The organism is Flavobacterium sp. Root186 (genome assembly GCF_001428525.1).
Classification (GTDB): Bacteria; Bacteroidota; Bacteroidia; order Flavobacteriales; family Flavobacteriaceae; genus Flavobacterium.
Map to the genome: position 1 here is coordinate 195,766 of NZ_LMHW01000017.1, position 20,426 is coordinate 216,191.

The following is a 20,426-nucleotide window of genomic DNA, read 5'->3' on the forward strand; positions in this document are numbered from 1 at the left end:
TTACTTCAATTTATTTAGAATTTCAGGAATCTTTTTGATATTAGCTAATTGCTTTAACTTTTCTCTTGATTCTTCGATTGGAGTTCCAAAATATGATTTTCCTCCTTCAACAGATTTAGTAACTCCAGTTTGCCCCATAATAACAGCCTTCGCTCCTATCGTAATACCGCTGGTTGTTCCAACTTGTCCCCAAATTGTAACTTCATCTTCAATAACAACACAGCCTGCAATACCGGTCTGTGAGGCAATTAAACATTTTTTTCCAATAACCGAATCATGTCCAACATGCACTTGATTGTCGATTTTTGTACCTTCCTTAATTGTCGTGTCTCCGGTAACTCCTTTATCAATTGTACAAAGAGCACCAATTCCAACATTATCCTCAATTACCACTCTTCCACCAGAAATTAACTGATCGAAACCTTCTGGACGTTTTTTATAGTAGAAAGCATCTGCTCCTAAAATAGTTCCGGCATGAATAATAACATTATCACCAATTACGGTATGATCATAAATAGAAACATTTGAGTGAATCAAACAGTTCTTCCCAATTTTTACATGATTACCAACAAAACTATTAGGCTGAATTACAGTTCCTTCTCCAATACTTGCTGAAGATGAAATCGCAACATTTGCGAATTGAAATGGCTTAAAATGTTTCGTTAAAGTATTAAAATCCCTGAAAGGGTCATCAGAAATTAAAAGAGCTTTACCTTCCGGGCATTCAACCTTTTTGTTTATTAAAACAATTGTTGCTGCAGATTGTAAAGCTTTGTCATAATATTTTGGGTGGTCAACAAAAACAATATCACCTGGTTCTACAACATGAATTTCGTTCATGCCTAAAACCTCAAAGTTTTTGTCACCAATAAATTCGCAGTTAAGCAAATTTGCAATTTCTTCTAAAGAGTGAACTTTTGGAAATTTCATATTTTTTAATTAGAAAATTTGTCAATTAGAGAATATGTCAATTAGAAAATGAGTCAGTTAGAAATGAAAAATCAAATTGTGCCGATTCACACATTATCTAATTGACTCATTGACAAATTATCGTAATTAATAAACTACTCTTTTACACGCTCCATGTAAGAACCTGAAGCAGTATCGATTTTAATTTTATCACCTTCGTTGATGAACAACGGAACGTTTACAGATGCTCCAGTTTCTACTGTAGCACTTTTTGTAGCATTTGTAGCTGTATTTCCTTTTACTCCTGGCTCAGCATACGTAACTTCAAGAATCACAGATGTTGGCATATCTACAGATAAAGGTAAATCAGTTTCAGTATTAATCTGAACCATTACATTTGTTCCTTCTTTTAATAAACCCGGAGCATCTAAGATGTTCTTGTTTAAAGAAATCTGTTCAAAAGTTTCAGCATTCATAAAGTGGAACTGATCTCCTTCTGGATATAAAAACTGAAAAGTATGTGTTTCAACACGAACATCTTCAATTTTGTGTCCAGCAGAAAATGTATTATCTAATACTTTTCCTGTTGTTAAACTTTTCAATTTTGTTCTTACGAAAGCTGGACCTTTCCCTGGTTTAACGTGAAGAAATTCAATTATTTTATAGATATCGTGATTAAATTTAATACACAATCCGTTTCTAATATCTGATGTAGATGCCATTTGTTTTTTATTTTTAGATTTTAGAATGTAGATTTAAATTCTTAAAGAATTAATAATCTACATTTTATTATTTTTATATTTATTTGAGCTTTAATGATGAAGTAAGAAATCTAAAATCAGAAATCTAAACTTTAAAATTAATAATTCCCTGAATAACCTTTCATAATTCCTCGTGATGAATTTCTGATAAAATCAAGAATTTCATCTCTCTCAGGAGTCGCTTCCATTTCAGCTTCAATAATACTTAAAGCTTGTGTTGTATTGTAATTTTTTTGATATAAAATTCTGTATATTTCCTGAATTTCTCTGATTTTTTCAGTACTAAATCCTCTTCTTCTTAAACCAACTGAATTGATACCAACATATGATAATGGCTCTTTAGCCGCTTTTGTATATGGAGGAACATCTTTTCTTACTAAAGATCCACCAGAAATCATAGCGTGATCTCCAATATGAATAAATTGGTGAATTGCTGCCAAACCTCCAATAACGGCATGATTACCAACTACTACGTGACCTGCCAATGCAACACCATTTACAATAATTGCATTATTTCCAATCTCACAATCATGTGCAATATGCGCATAAGCCATTACTAAACAATTGTTCCCAAGAATAGTTTGTCCAGAAGCTACAGTACCTCTGTTTATAGTAACACATTCTCTAATGGTACAGTTATCTCCAATAATTGCAAGAGAATCTTCTCCTCCAAATTTTAAATCTTGCGGCACCGCAGAAATTACAGCTCCTGGAAAAATGTTGCAATTTTTACCGATACGAGCACCTTCCATGATGGTCACGTTTGAACCAATCCAAGTACCGTCTCCAATAACAACATTATTGTGAATTGTTGTAAAAGGTTCAATTACAACATTTTTAGCGATTTTAGCGCCTGGATGAACATATGCTAATGGTTGATTCATCTATGTTTTATATTTTAATTAAAATAGTCTAATTTTTAGGGCAACAAACCTAAACAATAAATTTGATTAATTATTGTTTTCTTGCAATTTGTGCCATTAATTCTGCCTCAGTTACTAATTTTCCGTTTGCGTAGGCATTAGCCTGCATATGACAGATCCCTCTTCTGATAGGAGAAATCAACTCGCATTTGAAAATTAAGGTATCACCCGGCAATACTTTGTGTTTGAATTTAACATTGTCAATTTTCATGAAATATGTTAAATAATTTTCAGGATCCGGAACGGTACTTAAAACTAAAATACCTCCTGTTTGTGCCATTGCTTCTACAATTAAAACCCCCGGCATTACTGGAGCTTCAGGAAAATGTCCTACGAAGAAATTTTCATTCATCGTAACATTTTTTAAACCAACCACATGACGATCAGACATTTCTATAATTCTGTCAATCAACAAAAATGGAGGTCTGTGTGGCAGCATTGACATGATTTTATGAATATCCATCAATGGCTCTTGATTTAAATCATAAACCGGAACATGATTTCTCTGTTCTATTTTAATAATCTTTGCCAGTTTTTTAGCAAACTGAGTGTTTACAAAGTGACCTGGTTTATTTGCGATAATTTTTCCTTGAATACGAACTCCAATTAAAGATAAATCTCCAATAACATCAAGCAATTTATGTCTTGCGGCTTCGTTTGGATAGTGTAAAGTAAGATTATCTAAAACTCCGTTTGGTTTCACAGAAATCTCTTCTTTACCAAAAGCTTTCTTTAAATTAGCCATTGTAGATTCAGAAATTTCCTTGTCTACATAAACAATAGCATTATTTAAATCACCACCTTTAATTAAGCCATGCTCTAATAATGACTCTAATTCATGTAAAAAACTAAAAGTTCTTGAGCTTGCAATTTCTTGTTTAAAATCTGATAAACTCTTAAGTGTAGCATTTTGAGTTCCTAAAACTTTTGTACCAAAATCTACCATCGTAGTTACTTGATACTCATCGCTTGGCATAACAAGGATTTCGCTTCCTGTTGCTTCATCAGTAAATGAAATAACTTCTTTTACCACATAAACATTACGGCTTGCGTCTTGTTCTTCGATTCCGGCTTTTTCAATTGCTTCAACAAAATATTTTGATGAACCATCCATAATAGGAAGTTCAGAGGCATCTAATTCAATAATAATATTATCCAAATCGCAACCAACTACTGCCGCTAAAACGTGTTCTGGAGTTTGTATTTTAACACCTAATTTTTCTAAATTAGTTCCTCTTTGCGTATTAACAACATAATTAGCGTCAGCCTCAATGACTGGCTGGCCTTGCAAATCTACTCTTACAAAAGTGAAACCATTATTAATTGGAGCTGGTTTAAAAGTCATTGTAACTTCTTTTCCAGTGTGTAATCCAACTCCTGTTAGTGAAATTTCATTTTTGATGGTCTTCTGTTTAACCATTATTTCCATTTTTTGGGTTTATTATTTGTTTTTTTATTTCTTCAACTTCGGCAACAATTTTAGGAAGATTTTTAAAATGAACATACGATTTATTAAAATCAGTATATCCAAGAGATGGTGTTCCTTGCAGAATTTCATCATCTTTAATATTTCTTGCTACTCCGGACTGTGCCTGAAGCCTAACATTATTACCTATTACTAAGTGGCCTGCGATACCAACCTGCCCGCCAATCAAACAATTTTCGCCAATTTTAGTAGAACCTGCAACACCGCTCTGGGCAGCGATAACAGTGTTTTTACCAATTTCAACATTATGGGCGATTTGAATTTGATTGTCTAATTTAACTCCTTGTCTAATAATTGTAGAACCAAGAGTTGCTCTGTCAATTGTAGTATTTGCACCAATATCTACATTATCTTCAATAATAACGTTGCCAATTTGTGGCACTTTACTATAAACTCCTTCTTCATTTGGTACAAAACCAAAGCCGTCTGCACCTATAATAGTTCCTGAATGAATCGTACAATTGTTTCCAATTACAGTTTCAGAATATATTTTTGCGCCGGCAAAAATAAAGACATTATTGCCAATAACAACATTATCACCAATAAAACTGTTTGGATAAATTTTTACATTATCTCCTAAAACTACATTTTGTCCAATATAACTAAAGCTTCCTAAATACAGATTTTCTCCATAAATAGTTCCTTCAGACATAAAAGACTGTGGTTCGATTCCATTTTTATTTAATTTTACCTGATTGTAAAAATGTAATAGTTTAGAAAAAGAAGCATAAGCATCTTCCACTTTTATTAATGTAGTAGTGATTTCCTGTTCAGGTATAAAGCTGTCATTTACAATCGTAACTGTTGCTCTTGTGGTATATATATAGTTGATATATTTCGGATTAGCCAAAAAAGTAAGAGATCCTTCCTCTCCTTCTTCTATCTTAGAAAGTCGAGAAACTTCTGCATTGGGATTTCCAACAACTTCTCCTTCTAAAATTCCTGCTATTTGTTCTGCTGTAAATTTCATCGCGACAAAAATATAAAAAATAGATTTTAAATGTTAATTTTAGATAAGTTGTTTTGGAAAACAGATATAATATTTTGTCACCAATTTAGATAATGATTTCAGATTCAACTGATCAGAAGCTTCAACGACATCTTCAATTGTCTTATCTTTTTTCAAAATTCGTATTGGTTCGGCAGCTTTACTATAAGCCTGATTCTTAATTTTACCTCTAAAAATAAAATAACCGGCATCTAATGCCGAAATATTATGTGCTTCTGCAAATTCTTCTTTTAAAGATTGGGATTCTTCCATCGGAATTTTTTCTGCACTAAGTTTAATCTTTAATAAATCTCTGTTAATGATCATTTTACTTAAAGTAGAAAGTATAAAATCAGGATGTCTCTGCCATGCTTTTAAGGCACTGATGATATCAAAATCATCTAACTGAGAAAATAAATCCAGTTTTTCGGCATCAAAATCTTCAAGACTAATTTTGTTTTGCATAAAATACAAAAGCGGTTCACTACAAGGAAGTTTAACTCCTTTTAAAGTAAGTTCTTTAGCTCGTTTCAACACTTTCATTAAAATTAACTCAGCAACCAAACTTGTTTTATGCAAATAAGCCTGCCAGTACATTAATCTTCTCGAAAGCAGAAATTTCTCTACAGAATAAATACCTTTTTCCTCAATCACCAGAACATTGTCAACAACATTCATCATTTGAATTAAACGTTCTGAATTCACATTTCCTTCTGCAACCCCTGTATAAAAACTATCTCTTTTAAGATAATCCATTCTATCCATATCTAATTGACTTGAAATCAATTGCAGCATGAATTTTCTATGATATTCACCTTTAAACACCTGAATTGCCAGGCTTAATCTTCCATCAAATTCATCATTAAGCCTGTTCATAAACAATAATGAAATAGCTTCGTGATTTACATCTTCTACAATGCTTTTTTCCATAGCATGAGAAAACGGCCCGTGCCCAATATCATGCAGTAAGATAGCAATTAATAAAGCACATTCTTCTTCATTTGAAATAGCAACACCTTTAAAACGAAGACTTTCGACAGCCTTCTGCATTAAATGCATACAGCCCAAAGCATGATGAAAACGGGTATGATTTGCTCCCGGATAAACTAAATACGATAATCCCATTTGCGAAATACGGCGCAAACGCTGAAAATAAGGGTGTTGAATCAGGTCGTAGATTAGTTCGTTCGGTATTGTTATAAACCCGTATATTGGGTCATTGAATATTTTTAACTTGTTAATTTGAGTCACTCTTTGGTTATTTTTTGGTCAACAAATATAAGTAAATAAGTATAAATTCATTTGAGTTTTTAACTTAAAAAACAGATATTTACCATAAGTATTTTCTTAAATATTAAAAAGACGTAAAAAATAATTCAAAATAAATTTCAATTTATCACCCCTAATTTTATACTATTTTTAATACTTTTTAAGTTCTATACTTCTAAATTGCATTAAAATTAAAAATTGTTTATGGATAAGATCAAAATACTTTGGGTCGATGACGAGATCGATCTTTTAAAGCCACATATATTATTTCTCGAAAAAAAGAATTACGAAGTTACAACAAGCAACAACGGCCTTGATGCCATTGCTTTGTTTGAAGAAGAAAATTTTGATATTGTTTTTCTTGATGAAAATATGCCGGGAATGAGCGGACTTGAAACTCTGTCTGAAATGAAGGAGAAAAAATCGGCTATCCCGATGATTATGATTACCAAAAGTGAGGAAGAATATATAATGGAAGAAGCCATTGGCTCTAAAATTGCAGATTATTTGATAAAACCGGTAAATCCGAATCAGATTTTATTGAGTTTAAAGAAAAACCTGGACGATTCAAGATTAATTTCAGAAAAAACTACTCTCGATTATCAGAAAGAATTTCGCAAAATTTCAATGGAATTAGCCATGGTTAATTCTTATGAAGACTGGGTTGAATTGTATAAAAAATTGCTTTTTTGGGAATTAAAATTAGAGAATATTAACGATCAGGCAATGGTCGAAATTCTTGAATCTCAAAAGGTTGAAGCCAATTCTCAATTCGGAAAATATATCGAAAGAAATTATGAAGACTGGTTTGCCCCAAAAGCAGATAAGCCAATTCAGTCTCACAATTTGTTCAAAGAATTAGTAGTTCCAGAAATCAAAAAGAAAGACAAACCAATCTTGTTTGTTGTAATTGATAATCTTCGCTACGATCAATGGAAATCTTTTGAAACCGTAATTTCCAATTATTACAAATTAGAAAAAGAAGTTCCGTATTTTTCTATTCTTCCAACCGCTACACAATATGCCAGAAATGCTATTTTCTCTGGTTTACTGCCTTTGGACATGGAAAAACAATTTCCGCAGTATTGGAAAAATGATGTAGAAGATGGTGGAAAAAACCTTTACGAAGCCGAATTTCTTTCAGCACAAATAAAACGTTTAGGTTTAAACATCAAAGAAGACTATTTCAAAATCACCAATTATACCGGCGGTAAAAAGCTGGCTGAAAATTTCAAAGCTTTAAAAGGAAATGATTTAGTAACAGTTGTCTACAATTTTGTTGATATGCTTTCGCACGCTAAAACCGAAATGGAAGTAGTAAAAGAATTAGCTTCAGATGATAAAGCATATCGCTCACTTACATTGAGCTGGTTTAAAAATTCTCCTTTACTGGAAATCATTCAGCAGGCACAGCTTTTAGGTTTCAAATTGATTTTAACCACAGACCACGGAACAATTAATGTAAAAAATCCGTCGAAAGTTGTGGGAGATAAAAATACAAGTTTAAATTTGCGCTACAAAACAGGCCGCAGTTTAACATACGAACAAAAAGATGTTTACGTAGTTAAAGAACCTAAAACAATTGGTTTACCTGCCATAAATATGAGTAGTTCGTTTATTTTTGCCAAAAATGATTTTTTTCTGGCTTACGTAAATAACTATAATCATTATGTAAGTTATTACAAAAACACATATCAACATGGCGGAATTTCGTTAGAAGAAATGATTATTCCGTTCTTGGTATTTAACCCTAAATAAAGTTTTCAGTCTCAGTTTTCAGTGAGAACTTGAAATTGATTTAAAATAGATTTTGCCACAGATTAAAAAGATTAACACAGATTAAAAAATCCTTAAAATCCTTTTAATCTGTGGCAAAAAAAAATTTCGCTTTCGCGGAAGATAATTGAAATGAATAAAAAAGTTTACAGTCGCAGTTAAAAGTTTTCAGTCTGAGACTGTTAACTGCGACTGAGACTAAAATAAATAAACATAAAAATGACTATCGTTTTTTCATTAGATCAAATTCAGGAAGTTGCACAGCAGATTTTAGACTCAAACCCTAAAAAAATCATTCTTTTTAACGGAGAAATGGGCGTTGGAAAAACTACTTTAATCAAGCAGTTATGCAAAAGTTTAGGAGTTCAGGATGCTACCAGCAGTCCGACTTTTTCTTTGGTAAATGAATATTATACCTCTAATAATCAAACCGTTTATCATTTTGATTTCTACCGATTAAATAAAGAAACCGAAGCACTCGATATGGGTGTTGACGATTATTTATATTCAGGAAATTGGTGTTTTATCGAATGGTCTGAAAAGATTGCGAATCTACTTCCGGAAGAAACTTCAGTTATTACAATTGAGCTATTGGCAGACGGAAAAAGAGAGCTGAAGTTAAATTAATACTATGACCTCAGATAAAAATCATAATTGTATTGATACTGATGAATTAATCAGGGATACCAAAATTAATATTGAAAAATATGGTCTTCAAGTTATACTCATAGAAGCAACTGATTACCTGCCTTCTTTTGCTTATAGCATAGGACTTTGGAAAAAATATAATCATCCTGAAATTATTTGTTTTGGACTATCTACTTCTCTTTTACATACACTTATAAATGACGTTGCCGAAATAATTAAAAAGAATGAAACAATTATTGAAGGAAAAAACTATTCAGATATTTTTGAAGATAGCAGAGCAGAATTTTTAAAAGTTCATCCCAATAATATTTCAGACTATTTTGGCACAGCAATCAATTTTTATGAAAGAGAGGATATTCCAGCTCTTCAATTAGTTTGGACAGATAGAAATAATAAATTTCCTTGGGAAGAAAATTTCGAAGAAGAATTTCTTTATAAACAGCCACTACTAGATAGAAATAGTGATTTCAAGTTTAGTGAATCCAAAAATCTTGCGACTTTTACAACCAAACAGTGGCTTAATCAAGGAAAGACAATCGTAAGGGTTATTCACGAAGAAGATGGTGACTGGCAGTTTTTGACAGATGATGAAATATCAACTAAAAATATTATAATTGTTGCTTTGGAACAATTAATATTGAAAGACAAAACATTAAACGAGGTATTTGACCTTGAATATGGAGAAGAAGCCGCAAGAAAATTCATTGGAGATAAATGGGTTAGAGATATGTTAGAATATGATGATGAAGAATAATATAATTTTTATCATGTAATCAGATTTAAAAAAAACAATAAAAAATAGATAGAAAAATAACTTAACATTAGACTTTACTATTAGCAGAATTTTTGCACTAATTTTAAAACTTTTTACGTAATTTGTACCCTTAATATTTTGCACAATCCATGTCAATTACCTTAACTCCATTTACAAAACAACAATTACTTCCGCAAGAAGAAAAACTTGAGGTTGGTCGTTTTAAAAGAGAACTTTTCATAGGAATTCCTAAGGAAACAAGCTATCAGGAACGTCGTATCTGTCTAACTCCTGATGCCGTAAATTCTCTTACTTATGAAGGCCATCGTGTTATGATTGAATCTGGAGCAGGAGAAAGTTCGAGTTATACCGATAAGGAATACTCAGATGCTGGTGCAGAAATTACAAAAGATACCAAAAGAGTTTTCGGCTGTCCGCTTCTACTAAAAGTAGAACCGCCGACGTTAGCTGAAATTGAAATGATAAATCCGGAAACTACCATTATTTCGGCTATTCAATTGAAAACCAAAAAGAAAGCTTACTTTGAAGCTTTGGCACAAAAAAAAATTACAGCTTTAGCTTTTGAATATATTAAGGATGAAGATGGTTCATATCCTGCCGTGAAATCTTTGAGCGAAATTGCAGGAACAGCTTCAATTCTTATTGCTGCTGAATTAATGATTACTGATGAATTTGGAAAAGGACTTTTATTCGGAAATATTACGGGCGTCCCTCCTACTGAAGTTGTGATTCTTGGAGCCGGAACAGTTGGTGAATTTGCAGCAAAAACAGCAATTGGATTGGGTGCAAACGTAAAAGTTTTTGATAATTCGATTACTAAATTACGTCGTTTACAAAACAATTTAAGTCAAAGAATTTTTACATCTACTATTCAGCAAAAAGCGTTATTAAAGGCATTAAGACGTTGCGATGTCGCAATTGGTGCGATGCGCGGCAAAGAAAGATGCCCTATTATAGTTACCGAAACTATGGTTGAACACATGAAAAAAGGTGCCGTTATAGTGGATGTAAGTATCGATACTGGAGGTTGTTTTGAAACATCTGAAGTAACAACTCATGAAAAACCAACATTTATTAAAAACAATGTTTTACACTATTGTGTACCTAATATACCTTCTCGTTATTCCAAAACTGCCTCATTATCAATTAGTAACATCTTAACACCTTACCTGCATCAGATAGCCGAAGATGGTGGCTTAGAAAGTGCAATTCGATGCAATAAAGGACTTAAAAACGGAATTTATTTATATCATGGGATTCTAACAAATAAAGCTATTGGCGACTGGTTCGACCTGCCAGACAACGATATTAATTTACTTGTATTTTAAAGGAACTTTAATGTACCTTTGCAAAAATTTTATTTCATGAAGTTCGTACACCGTTTTGCATATTATTTGATTGGATTAATTATGGGATGCTTTTTTGTAGCCCTTGTATTTAGTGGTAAAGACACTCGTTGCAATTATTTTCCAAATGCCAGAGTTTTAAACAATCTAAGAACAAAACCTTTTGAATATTCAGATAAAGCAATTAAGACTTTAAACGAAAAATGGGTTGATACTGCTGATATTAAAAGTACTTTAACTTACGGGGACGTGGACTTTGACCAAAGTAATGTTCCGTTCAACAAAGGAAAATTATATATCATTGAAGGAAAAACAGTTAAAAATCAAGAGATTATTCTAAAAGTAGTAAATTACGAAAACAAAGCTGTTTTAGAAGAAATTATTAAGAAATAGTCGTATTTGTCATTTCGAGGAACGAGAAATCATACAAGAAACTCGACAAAGATTGGCGACATTTATACAGATTTCTTGTTCCTCGAAATGAAAAATTAAACTTTTTACCATTCAATTTCTTTCAATTCTTTTGATTTCAGGAAAGCATTTGTCTGGCTGAAATGTTTATTTCCAAACCAAAATCCTCTATTAGCACTCAAAGGAGATGGATGTCCGGATTTTAAAATATGATGTTTTGAAGCGTCGATTAAAGCAGCTTTCTTTTGAGCAAAACCACCCCAAAGTAAAAACACGACATTTTCTGATTCAGCAGAAATTTGTTTAATAACAGCGTCAGTAAATTTTTCCCAGCCTTTTCCCTGATGACTCCCGGCTTCAGATTGGCGAACAGTTAGAGTAGCATTTAAAAGAAAAACACCCTGATCTGCCCAGCGTTCTAAATTTCCGGTTTTCGGAACTGGCTTACCTAAATCAGTTTCGATTTCTTTGAAAATATTATATAGAGATGGAGGAAAAGAAATTCCGTCATTTACAGAAAAACATAAACCATTTGCCTGATTAGGTCCATGATAAGGATCCTGACCAATAATAACCACTTTTACCTGATCAAAATGACAATGATCAAAAGCTGAAAAAATCTGGCTCCCTTTTGGATAACAAACCTTAGTAGAATATTCAAATTTTACAAAATCGATTAATTCAGTAAAATAAGGTTTTTCAAATTCTTCATTCAAAACTGGTTTCCAGGAAGAATGCATTTTTACGTCCATAATTTTTTTTATGCGAATTTCAGAAATTTTTAAGTTAAATCATACTTTAACAAACAATAAAATAACACTAAAACTTTACAGTTTTCAATGATACTATTTTTGTATTTTTGCCTGTACTTTCTTAAAGAAATTAAATGATTAGTATTACCGAAAAAACATTACAAGATTTACAATTTCCAACAGTGCTCGAAACTATTTCGGCAGGCTGTAATACAGATATTGGAAAAGAAAAAGCTTTACAAATAACACCGTTCAGAGATAAAGAAACATTGATGCAGGCTTTAATGCAGACATCAGAATATGTTTCGTCTTTTGAAAATAATAATGCAATTCCAAATCACGGATTTGACGCTATAACGCACGAAATTAAGTTTTTAGCAATCGAGGACAGCTTTCTTGAAGTAGGCAGTTTTAGAAAAATTGCCAATCTTTCTTCAACAACGAATTTTTTGTTAAACTTCCTGAGAAAATTTGACGATTATTACCCAAACTTAAATGCAAGGGCTTCTCGTGTAGAATTAACAAAAGACATCATAACTTATATTGATGCAATTGCTGATAAATATGGAGAAATTAAAGACAATGCTTCTCCTGCACTTTTAAGTATTCGTCAGAATATGAATTTAGTTCGAGGTAAAGTAAACCAAAGTTTTGGTGTGGCCTTAACTCAATACAATGGCTTAGGATATTTAGATGACATTAAAGAAAGTTTCGTTCAAAACCGACGTGTTTTGGCCGTACTTGCTATGTACAGACGTAAAGTAAAAGGCTCTATTTTAGGAAGTTCCAAAACTGGAAGTATTGCTTATATCGAACCGGAAGCAACTTTAAAATATTCAAGAGAATTAGCCAATCTTGAATATGAAGAGAAAGAAGAAATTACGAGAATTTTAAAGAATTTATCGAATATAATTCGTCCTTATTTGCCTTTATTAATTGAATATCAAGACTTTTTAAGTGATATTGATGTCGTTGCCGGAAAAGCAAAATACGCAAACCGAATCAACGGAATTTTACCAACAATTACGGAAGAAAGAAGATTATTCTTTAGAGAAGCGTATCATCCAATTTTATATTTGAACAACAAACAAAAAAATGAAATTACGCACCCGCAGACAATTGAACTAAAACAAGAAAACCGAATTATTGTAATTTCGGGCCCAAATGCCGGAGGAAAAACAATCTCCTTAAAAACAGTTGGTCTATTACAATTAATGCTGCAGTCCGGGATATTAATTCCAGTTCATGAACGAAGCGAAACTTTTTTGTTTGATAGAATTCTAACAGATATTGGAGATAACCAATCTATTGAAAATCACTTAAGTACATATAGTTACCGATTAAAAAACATGAATTATTTCTTGAAGAAATGTAACAAGAAAACCATGTTTTTAATTGATGAATTTGGTACGGGTTCTGACCCTGAATTGGGTGGCGCTTTGGCTGAAATTTTCCTTGAAGAATTTTATCATCGTGAAGCATTCGGGATTATCACCACGCATTATTCAAACCTAAAAATTCTGGCTAACGAATTGCCTTTTGCAACAAACGCCAATATGATGTTTGACGAAAAATCTTTAGAACCAATGTATAAATTGGCTTTGGGACAAGCAGGGAGTTCGTTTACATTTGAGGTTGCACAAAAAAATGGTATTCCGTTTGGGTTGATTAATCGTGCAAAAAAGAAAATCGAAGTTGGAAAAGTTCGTTTTGATAAAACTATTGCAACGCTTCAAAAAGAAAGATCGAAACTGGAAAAAACTTCTTTAAATTTAAAAGAAGAAGAAACTCGCGCTCGTGAAGAAAGCAAAAAGATGGAAAACATCAATGTAAAAATCAAACAAAAACTGGAAAGCTATCAGGAGTTATATGACAGCAACCAGAAAACAATTTACATTGGGCAAAAAATTGAAGACATTTCCGAGAAATATTTCAACAACAAAAATAAGAAAGAATTGATTGGTGAGTTTTTAAAGATCGTTGAAATCGAAAATTCGAAACGTAAAAAAGCAACACCAAAAGAAACCAAAGCAATTATAGAAAAGAAAAAAGAAGTTATTGCCGAAGTTTCGGTTCAAGTTGAAGAAATACGAAAGGAGAAAAAAGAAAAGAAACTTAAACCTGTTGTCGAAAAACCAAAACCAATTTTAAAAGTTGGTGACAGAGTTAGAATGCTCGACGGAAGATCTGTTGGAAGTATCGACTCTATAGAAAAAAATAAAGCAACTGTAAATTATGGCATCTTTACTTCGAAAGTAAGTTTGGATGAATTGGAATTGGTAGAATCTGTAAAGAAATAAGTTTTTTTTAGTTTTCAATCACAGTGGTAGTTTTCAGTATTGAAAATGCAAAAATTTTAATCAAATTAAAATAAAGCGATTTAAGCAATGATCTCCAAAAAGACAACTACAAAGATGGAAAAATTTCAAAAACTGCTTAAAAATATTTTATGAGAGTTGTTTTTGATTTATAAAATTTATAGATTTTAAAATATTAATAATAAAAACAAATAGTAATAAAAAAACCTATACTTTATTTTATTTTTTAGCTTTGTTATTGCAAGGAACGAAGCAACCGCTCTAACATAAATAAATACAAAGTTTATGAAAATAAGGTAAGATTTGCTTCGTCCCTCACAATGACTTATCAATTCAAAAAAAATAAAAATGAAACCAGGTTTTGTTTATATCATAACCAATAAATATCAAACTGTAGTCTATACAGGCGTAACTTCAAATCTTCCAAACAGAATTTTAGAACATAAAAATAAAAAGTATCCAAAATCATTTTCAGCTCGTTATAACATAAACATTCTAGTCTATTACGAACAATTTCAATGGATTGAAGATGCAATAACCCGAGAAAAACAAATCAAAGCCGGCTCAAGAGAGGCAAAAAATGATTTGATTCGTTCTATAAATCCAACTTGGAAAGATTTGTTTGAAGAAATTGAAGATATAATGACTGTATAAAACAAAATGGAAAAACATAGTGAGATTGCTTCGTTCCTCGCAAAGACACATACGCAAGGTCATTGCGAGGAACGAAGCAAACACACTAAAACACGCAACTACTAAATATGAAAACCCAAAATGAGATTGCTTCGTTCCTCGCAATGACTGTTCCTAAAAAAATAATCCTTTTTGATGGCGTTTGCAATCTATGCAATGGTGCAGTTCAGTTTATTATCAAACACGATAAAAAAGATATTTTTCGCTTTGTAGCCTTGCAGTCAGATTTGGGAAAAGAGATTTGCAATTATATAGGTGTTGATCAAACGAAAATTGACAGCATTATTTTGTATAATCCAGGTGTTGCATATTATTATAAATCATCAGCTGTTGTAGAAATCGCAAATGATTTAGGCGGATTTTACAGTTTACTTTCTGTCTTCAAAATTTTACCAGAAAAACTTCGGAATTATATTTACGATTATATTGCTAAAAACCGCTACAAATGGTATGGCAAAAAAGAAAGCTGCATGATTCCTACTTCGGAATTGAAAGCTAAGTTTCTTTAAAAGATAAAAATTCCAAATTCCGATACTTAGCACAATATTGTCATTTCGAGGAACGAGAAATCTTCACGAGTAATTCTACAAAGTATTTTCAAGTTTTACGGAATTTTGTCACGAAGTTTCCTTACTCCTCGAAATGACAAAAAGCAACGATATCCTATATAAAAAATCCCAAACTCAAATCTATTACAATTTGGAGTTTGGAATTTGGGATTTTAAAAATTTGAAAATTACTTAAAAAATTATCTAATCAATTTTCTGTATTTCAAACGTTTTGGAGTTAAATCACCACCAAGACGTTTCTTTTTATTTTCTTCGTAATCAGAGAAACTTCCTTCGAAGAAATATACTTCAGAATCACCTTCAAAAGCTAAGATGTGCGTACAAATCCTATCTAAGAACCATCTGTCGTGAGAAATAATTACAGCACAACCTGCAAAATTCTCCAAACCTTCTTCAAGTGCACGAAGTGTATTCACGTCCAAATCATTCGTTGGCTCATCCAGTAAAAGTACGTTCCCTTCTTCTTTCAATGTCATAGCTAAGTGCAAACGGTTACGCTCTCCACCAGACAACATTGATACTTTTTTATTTTGCTCACCACCACCAAAATTGAAACGAGATAAGTAAGCTCTTGAATTAACCTGCTTTCCTCCCATCATAACTAATTCCTGACCGTCGGCAAAATTTTCCCAAATCGATTTATTTGGATCAATGTTAGAGTGTGACTGATCTACGTAAGCAATTTTTACAGTTTCCCCAACTGAAAATTCTCCGCTGTCAGTAGCTTGTTCACCCATAATCATTTTGAAAATGGTAGATTTACCAGCACCGTTTGGCCCAATAATTCCAACAATACCAGCTTGTGGCAAAGTAAAGTTCAAATTATCATATAATAATTTTTCACCAAAAGCTTTGGCTACATTTTTAGCTTCAATAACATTCGTACCTAAACGTGGACCATTCGGAATGTAGATTTCCAAGTTTTCATCCAATTGTTTTTGGTCTTCATTTAATAATTTATCGTAGTTCTGTAAACGCGCTTTCTGTTTTGTCTGACGACCTTTTGCTCCTTGACGAACCCATTCTAACTCACGCTCTAAAGTTTTTCTACGTTTTGAAGCTACTTTTTCTTCCTGAGCCATACGGCTTGATTTTTGGTCTAACCAAGAAGAATAATTTCCTTTCCATGGAATACCTTCTCCTCTATCCAACTCTAAAATCCAACCCGCAACATTATCAAGGAAATATCTATCGTGCGTTACAGCAATTACAGTTCCGGCATATTGTGCTAAATGCTGCTCTAACCAAAGTACAGACTCTGCATCTAAGTGGTTGGTAGGCTCATCAAGTAACAATACATCAGGCTGTTGCAACAACAAACGACATAAAGCCACACGACGACGCTCTCCTCCGGAAAGGTTTTTGATAGGCGTGTCACCCTCCGGTGTGCGCAAAGCATCCATTGCAATTTCTAATTTGGTATCGATTTCCCAAGCACCAAGAGCATCAATTTTGTCTTGTAAAGCTGCTTGACGATCCATCAACTTATCCATTTTATCTGGATCTGAGTAATTCTCTTCAAGACCGAATAGATCATTAATTTGGTTGTATTCTTCCAGAACAGCCATAGTTTCAGCAGCTCCTTCACGAACAATTTCGATAACAGTTTTAGAATCATCAAGAATTGGCTCCTGCTCTAAATAACCTACAGTATATCCTGGTTGAAAAACCACATCACCTTGATAATTTTTATCAACTCCTGCAATAATTTTTAAAAGTGAAGATTTTCCAGAACCATTAAGACCTAAAATACCAATTTTAGCTCCGTAGAAGAAACTTAAATAAATGTTTTTAAGTACTGGTTTGTCTGCTCCCTGATAGGTTTTACTCAATTTTTGCATTGAGAAAATTACTTTCTTATCGTCTGACATTCTATTTATTTTTATTTTAATTAATTATTTTTTACTCTTCGTAATTGCGATTGAATTTTGCAATTGATATTGAATCGAATTAAACTCTACCTTTTAAAGCATTAAAAACCCAGGCATTAGCAAAAAAACCAACACCTGCCGCAGCAAATCCCCAGCCTGAAACATCGCTATATCTAAAAGCGCCAAGACCTATAAGCAACAATCCCATAAGTACCATTATAAAAGTAGCCCATCCTAAAACGGTATTTTTATTCATTCCCATAATTGTGTAATTATTATTTTTAAGTAGTAAAATTTTTAGAAAGGCAAATATCGTGAATTTTCACGGCTTAATTAAATATTTTATAAAGCATTTCTTTTAGTAAATCTGACTGCGGTAAAGCATTGGCACCTACCCCCTTGCTTTTAACATCAATATCACGCAAAGCTCCAACAATCTGACTGACTTTTCGCATTGGATAATTTTTTACAGCCAAATCGTATTCTTTTAAAAAATAAGGATTTACCCCAATTGCTGCCGCTACGTTTTTTGGGTTTTTATCTTTTAATCCATGGTATTTTAAAAGTTGTACAAAAAATCCAAAGACCAATCCTGTTGTCATTACAAGTGGATATTCTTTAGGATTATGAGCAAAATTCTCAGCAATTTTATAAGCTTTTAATTGATTACGTTCTCCAATTGCTTTTCTAAGTTCGAATACATTATAGTCTTTACTGAAACCAATATTCTCCTCAATATGCTGCGGTGTAATCATTGTTCCCTGTGGCAAAATGATCTGCAGCTTTTCTAACTCATTATTAATTTTACTCAAGTCAGTTCCTAAAAACTCAACAAGCATGGCGTTTGCTTTTGGATCGATTGTATACTTTTTTCCAGCCAGAACACGCTTAATCCAATCTCCTACCTGATTTTCGTATAGTTTTTTACTTTCGTAAACAATACCTTTTTGTGCCAAAAGTTTGGTTACTTTTTTACGTTTATCGAGTGTTTTATATTTGTAACAAAAAACCAAAACTGTAGATGGCATCGGATTATCAACATACGACTCAATTTTATCAATTGTTCTGGATAAATCCTGCGCTTCTTTTACAATAACAACCTGACGATCAGACATCATAGGATAGCGTTTAGCTGTTGAAACTATATCTTCAATAGAAACATCTCTTCCGTATAAAACCGTTTGGTTAAATCCTTTTTCTTCTTCGGCCAGTACATTTTGCTCAATGTATTCAGACAGCTTATCTATATAATAAGGTTCTTCTCCCATTAAAAAATAAATAGGTTTTATATCTCCTGCCTTGATATCATTGACAATTTTTACAACTTCGTCCATTCAAATATTTTTGTTTCAAATTTCAGGTTTCAGGTTCACGTTCCAAAACTTGAAACTTTAAACCTGAAACCTGAAACTATTTTATATTTTTGCTATATGTTAAAACTAAATTTCCCTACATATACTTTCCGATTCAAAAATAGCGAAAATAAAGTGTCTATTTTTGATGAAATCAGGAAAAAATTCATCATTCTTACTCCAGAAGAATGGGTTCGTCAGCATGTTGTTCATTATTTAATTCATGAAAAAAAATACCCAAAATCGCTTATCAATGTAGAGAAAGTTTTAACTGTCAATGGATTACGAAAAAGATATGATGTTGTGGTTTTTAATTCAGACGGTTCTATACATATATTAGTAGAGTGCAAAGCGCCTGAAGTAAAAATATCACAGGCAACTTTTGATCAAATTGCCCGTTATAACATGACTATGAAGGCACGGTTTTTGAATGTCACAAATGGGTTAAGTCATTTTTATTGTCAAATGGACTTTGAAAATGAAAAATATCAGTTTTTACAAAACTTACCAGATTATCATATTAATAAATAAAATAAAAAATACTTTTGGATAAAATAGCAGTTGTCATTTTAAATTGGAACGGAGTTAAATTGTTAGAACAATTTCTACCCTCAGTTTTAGAATATTCAGAAGAAGCCACTATTTATGTTGCTGATAATGCATCAACAGATACTTCTGTAAATTTTGTTAGAGAAAATTATCCATCAATAAAAATCATACAAAATACTGGAAATTACGGTTTTGCAAAAGGCTATAATGAAGCTCTTCAAAGTGTAGAAGCCGAAATTTATGCCTTGGTTAATTCTGATATTGAAGTAACCGAAAATTGGTTAAAACCAATAATCGATACTTTTGAAAAAGAAAAACAAACCGCTATTATTCAGCCTAAAATTCTTGATTTTAAAAACAAAGAATATTTTGAATATGCCGGAGCGGCCGGCGGGTTTATTGATAAATACGGTTTTCCGTTTTGCCGAGGCCGAATCTTTGATACGATAGAAAAAGACAACGGGCAATATGATGACAGCTGTAAGCTTTTTTGGGCATCCGGTGCTTGTTTCTTTATAAGAAAAGAAGTGTATCATGCTTTAGGAGGCTTTGATGAGTTTTTTTTTGCACATCAGGAAGAAATTGATTTATGCTGGCGTGCTGCAAATGAAGGACACATTATAAAATACAATTCAGAATCAATTGTTTACCATGTTGGAGGAGCAACTTTACAACAGGGAAATCCAAAAAAAACGTATTTAAACTTTAGGAATTCGTTATTAATGCTTGTGAAAAATCTTCCAAAAAAAGGATTATTCTTTGTAATTTTCTTCAGAATGGTTTTAGATGGAATTGCTGGTATCCGTTTTCTTACACAAGGAAAGTTTGGGCATACTTTTGCTATTTTAAAGGCACATTTTTCATTTTATTGCCTATCTTTAAAATATCTAAACAAACGAAAAGATTTTCAAATACAGCAATACTATACTGTAAAAAGTATCGTTTTCCTTTATTATATAAAGAAATTAGAGGTTTTTAAAGAAATCTTTAACAGTAATCAAAATATTAAAAACTAAATTTGTAATCAACG

At 32.2% G+C, this 20,426-nt stretch carries 20 protein-coding genes; 10 read left to right on the forward strand and 10 right to left on the reverse strand.

The window, feature by feature from the left end; translation table 11 throughout:
* From ASD98_RS23090 to ASD98_RS23115, 6 genes are all read right to left on the reverse strand, one after another.
* Complete coding sequence (locus ASD98_RS23090; protein WP_056209499.1) at positions 1-930, reverse strand: UDP-3-O-(3-hydroxymyristoyl)glucosamine N-acyltransferase; 930 nt, start codon at positions 928-930, stop codon at positions 1-3.
* 134 nt (positions 931-1,064) lie between these two features.
* On the reverse strand, positions 1,065-1,631 hold the full coding sequence (gene efp / locus ASD98_RS23095) for an elongation factor P (RefSeq protein WP_056209502.1): 567 nt from the start codon (positions 1,629-1,631) through the stop codon (positions 1,065-1,067).
* 137 nt (positions 1,632-1,768) lie between these two features.
* Positions 1,769-2,554 (reverse strand): acyl-ACP--UDP-N-acetylglucosamine O-acyltransferase, encoded by a 786-nt coding sequence (lpxA, locus tag ASD98_RS23100; RefSeq protein WP_029270176.1) that lies wholly within the window; start codon positions 2,552-2,554, stop codon positions 1,769-1,771.
* A 70-nt stretch (positions 2,555-2,624) separates the two neighbouring features.
* Positions 2,625-4,013 (reverse strand): bifunctional UDP-3-O-[3-hydroxymyristoyl] N-acetylglucosamine deacetylase/3-hydroxyacyl-ACP dehydratase, encoded by a 1,389-nt coding sequence (locus ASD98_RS23105; RefSeq protein WP_056209840.1) that lies wholly within the window; start codon positions 4,011-4,013, stop codon positions 2,625-2,627.
* The gene (lpxD, locus tag ASD98_RS23110; RefSeq protein ID WP_056209505.1) at positions 4,006-5,049 is read right to left on the reverse strand and encodes a UDP-3-O-(3-hydroxymyristoyl)glucosamine N-acyltransferase; all 1,044 of its coding nucleotides are present in this window, start codon (positions 5,047-5,049) and stop codon (positions 4,006-4,008) included. The genes ASD98_RS23105 and lpxD overlap by 8 nt, the downstream gene beginning before the upstream one ends.
* 39 nt (positions 5,050-5,088) lie before the next feature.
* Positions 5,089-6,318 carry an HD domain-containing protein gene (locus ASD98_RS23115; protein ID WP_056209508.1) on the reverse strand — a complete coding sequence of 410 codons (1,230 nt, stop codon included), beginning with the start codon at positions 6,316-6,318 and terminating at the stop codon, positions 5,089-5,091.
* A 222-nt stretch (positions 6,319-6,540) separates the two neighbouring features.
* Between ASD98_RS23115 and ASD98_RS23120 the strand changes: the two genes are divergently transcribed.
* From ASD98_RS23120 to ASD98_RS23145, 5 genes are all read left to right on the forward strand, one after another.
* A complete protein-coding gene (locus tag ASD98_RS23120; protein WP_056209511.1) occupies positions 6,541-8,094 on the forward strand; it encodes a bifunctional response regulator/alkaline phosphatase family protein in 1,554 nt (517 codons plus the stop codon).
* A gap of 237 nt (positions 8,095-8,331) precedes the next feature.
* Positions 8,332-8,739, forward strand: coding sequence for a tRNA (adenosine(37)-N6)-threonylcarbamoyltransferase complex ATPase subunit type 1 TsaE (gene tsaE, locus ASD98_RS23125; protein WP_056209515.1), 408 nt, complete (start codon positions 8,332-8,334; stop codon positions 8,737-8,739).
* A gap of 4 nt (positions 8,740-8,743) precedes the next feature.
* Positions 8,744-9,514 carry a DUF4262 domain-containing protein gene (locus ASD98_RS23130; protein WP_056209517.1) on the forward strand — a complete coding sequence of 257 codons (771 nt, stop codon included), beginning with the start codon at positions 8,744-8,746 and terminating at the stop codon, positions 9,512-9,514.
* Between the two features lie 149 nt (positions 9,515-9,663).
* Positions 9,664-10,863: an alanine dehydrogenase gene (locus ASD98_RS23140; RefSeq protein WP_056209523.1), complete on the forward strand. Its 1,200-nt coding sequence runs from the start codon at positions 9,664-9,666 to the stop codon at positions 10,861-10,863.
* A 36-nt stretch (positions 10,864-10,899) separates the two neighbouring features.
* Positions 10,900-11,274: a DUF4258 domain-containing protein gene (locus ASD98_RS23145; RefSeq protein ID WP_056209526.1), complete on the forward strand. Its 375-nt coding sequence runs from the start codon at positions 10,900-10,902 to the stop codon at positions 11,272-11,274.
* Positions 11,275-11,378: 104 nt separating this feature from the next.
* Here the strand turns inward: ASD98_RS23145 and ASD98_RS23150 are convergent, their stop codons facing one another.
* Positions 11,379-12,044, reverse strand: a complete 666-nt coding sequence (locus ASD98_RS23150; protein ID WP_056209529.1) for a uracil-DNA glycosylase — start codon at positions 12,042-12,044, stop codon at positions 11,379-11,381.
* Between the two features lie 134 nt (positions 12,045-12,178).
* On the opposite strand from ASD98_RS23150, the gene ASD98_RS23155 reads away from it, so the two are divergent.
* The 3 genes from ASD98_RS23155 to ASD98_RS23165 all read left to right on the forward strand — a co-directional run bounded on the left by ASD98_RS23155 (position 12,179) and on the right by ASD98_RS23165 (position 15,564).
* The gene (locus tag ASD98_RS23155) at positions 12,179-14,344 is read left to right on the forward strand and encodes a DNA mismatch repair protein MutS (RefSeq protein ID WP_056209534.1); all 2,166 of its coding nucleotides are present in this window, start codon (positions 12,179-12,181) and stop codon (positions 14,342-14,344) included.
* Between the two features lie 366 nt (positions 14,345-14,710).
* Positions 14,711-15,016 carry a GIY-YIG nuclease family protein gene (locus ASD98_RS23160; RefSeq protein ID WP_056209537.1) on the forward strand — a complete coding sequence of 102 codons (306 nt, stop codon included), beginning with the start codon at positions 14,711-14,713 and terminating at the stop codon, positions 15,014-15,016.
* A 107-nt stretch (positions 15,017-15,123) separates the two neighbouring features.
* Positions 15,124-15,564 (forward strand): thiol-disulfide oxidoreductase DCC family protein, encoded by a 441-nt coding sequence (locus ASD98_RS23165; protein WP_056209542.1) that lies wholly within the window; start codon positions 15,124-15,126, stop codon positions 15,562-15,564.
* A gap of 239 nt (positions 15,565-15,803) precedes the next feature.
* Here the strand turns inward: ASD98_RS23165 and ettA are convergent, their stop codons facing one another.
* The 3 genes from ettA to holA form a co-directional block, all read right to left on the reverse strand.
* Positions 15,804-17,495, reverse strand: a complete 1,692-nt coding sequence (ettA, locus tag ASD98_RS23170; protein WP_035680920.1) for an energy-dependent translational throttle protein EttA — start codon at positions 17,493-17,495, stop codon at positions 15,804-15,806.
* A gap of 79 nt (positions 17,496-17,574) precedes the next feature.
* The gene (locus ASD98_RS23175) at positions 17,575-17,757 is read right to left on the reverse strand and encodes a CAL67264 family membrane protein (RefSeq protein ID WP_056209547.1); all 183 of its coding nucleotides are present in this window, start codon (positions 17,755-17,757) and stop codon (positions 17,575-17,577) included.
* Positions 17,758-17,824: 67 nt separating this feature from the next.
* Complete coding sequence (holA, locus tag ASD98_RS23180) at positions 17,825-18,829, reverse strand: DNA polymerase III subunit delta (RefSeq protein WP_056209552.1); 1,005 nt, start codon at positions 18,827-18,829, stop codon at positions 17,825-17,827.
* Between the two features lie 96 nt (positions 18,830-18,925).
* On the opposite strand from holA, the gene ASD98_RS23185 reads away from it, so the two are divergent.
* The gene (locus tag ASD98_RS23185; RefSeq protein WP_056209555.1) at positions 18,926-19,378 is read left to right on the forward strand and encodes a type I restriction enzyme HsdR N-terminal domain-containing protein; all 453 of its coding nucleotides are present in this window, start codon (positions 18,926-18,928) and stop codon (positions 19,376-19,378) included.
* A 14-nt stretch (positions 19,379-19,392) separates the two neighbouring features.
* Positions 19,393-20,412 (forward strand): glycosyltransferase family 2 protein, encoded by a 1,020-nt coding sequence (locus tag ASD98_RS23190; protein ID WP_056209558.1) that lies wholly within the window; start codon positions 19,393-19,395, stop codon positions 20,410-20,412.
* Positions 20,413-20,426 lie beyond the last annotated feature (14 nt).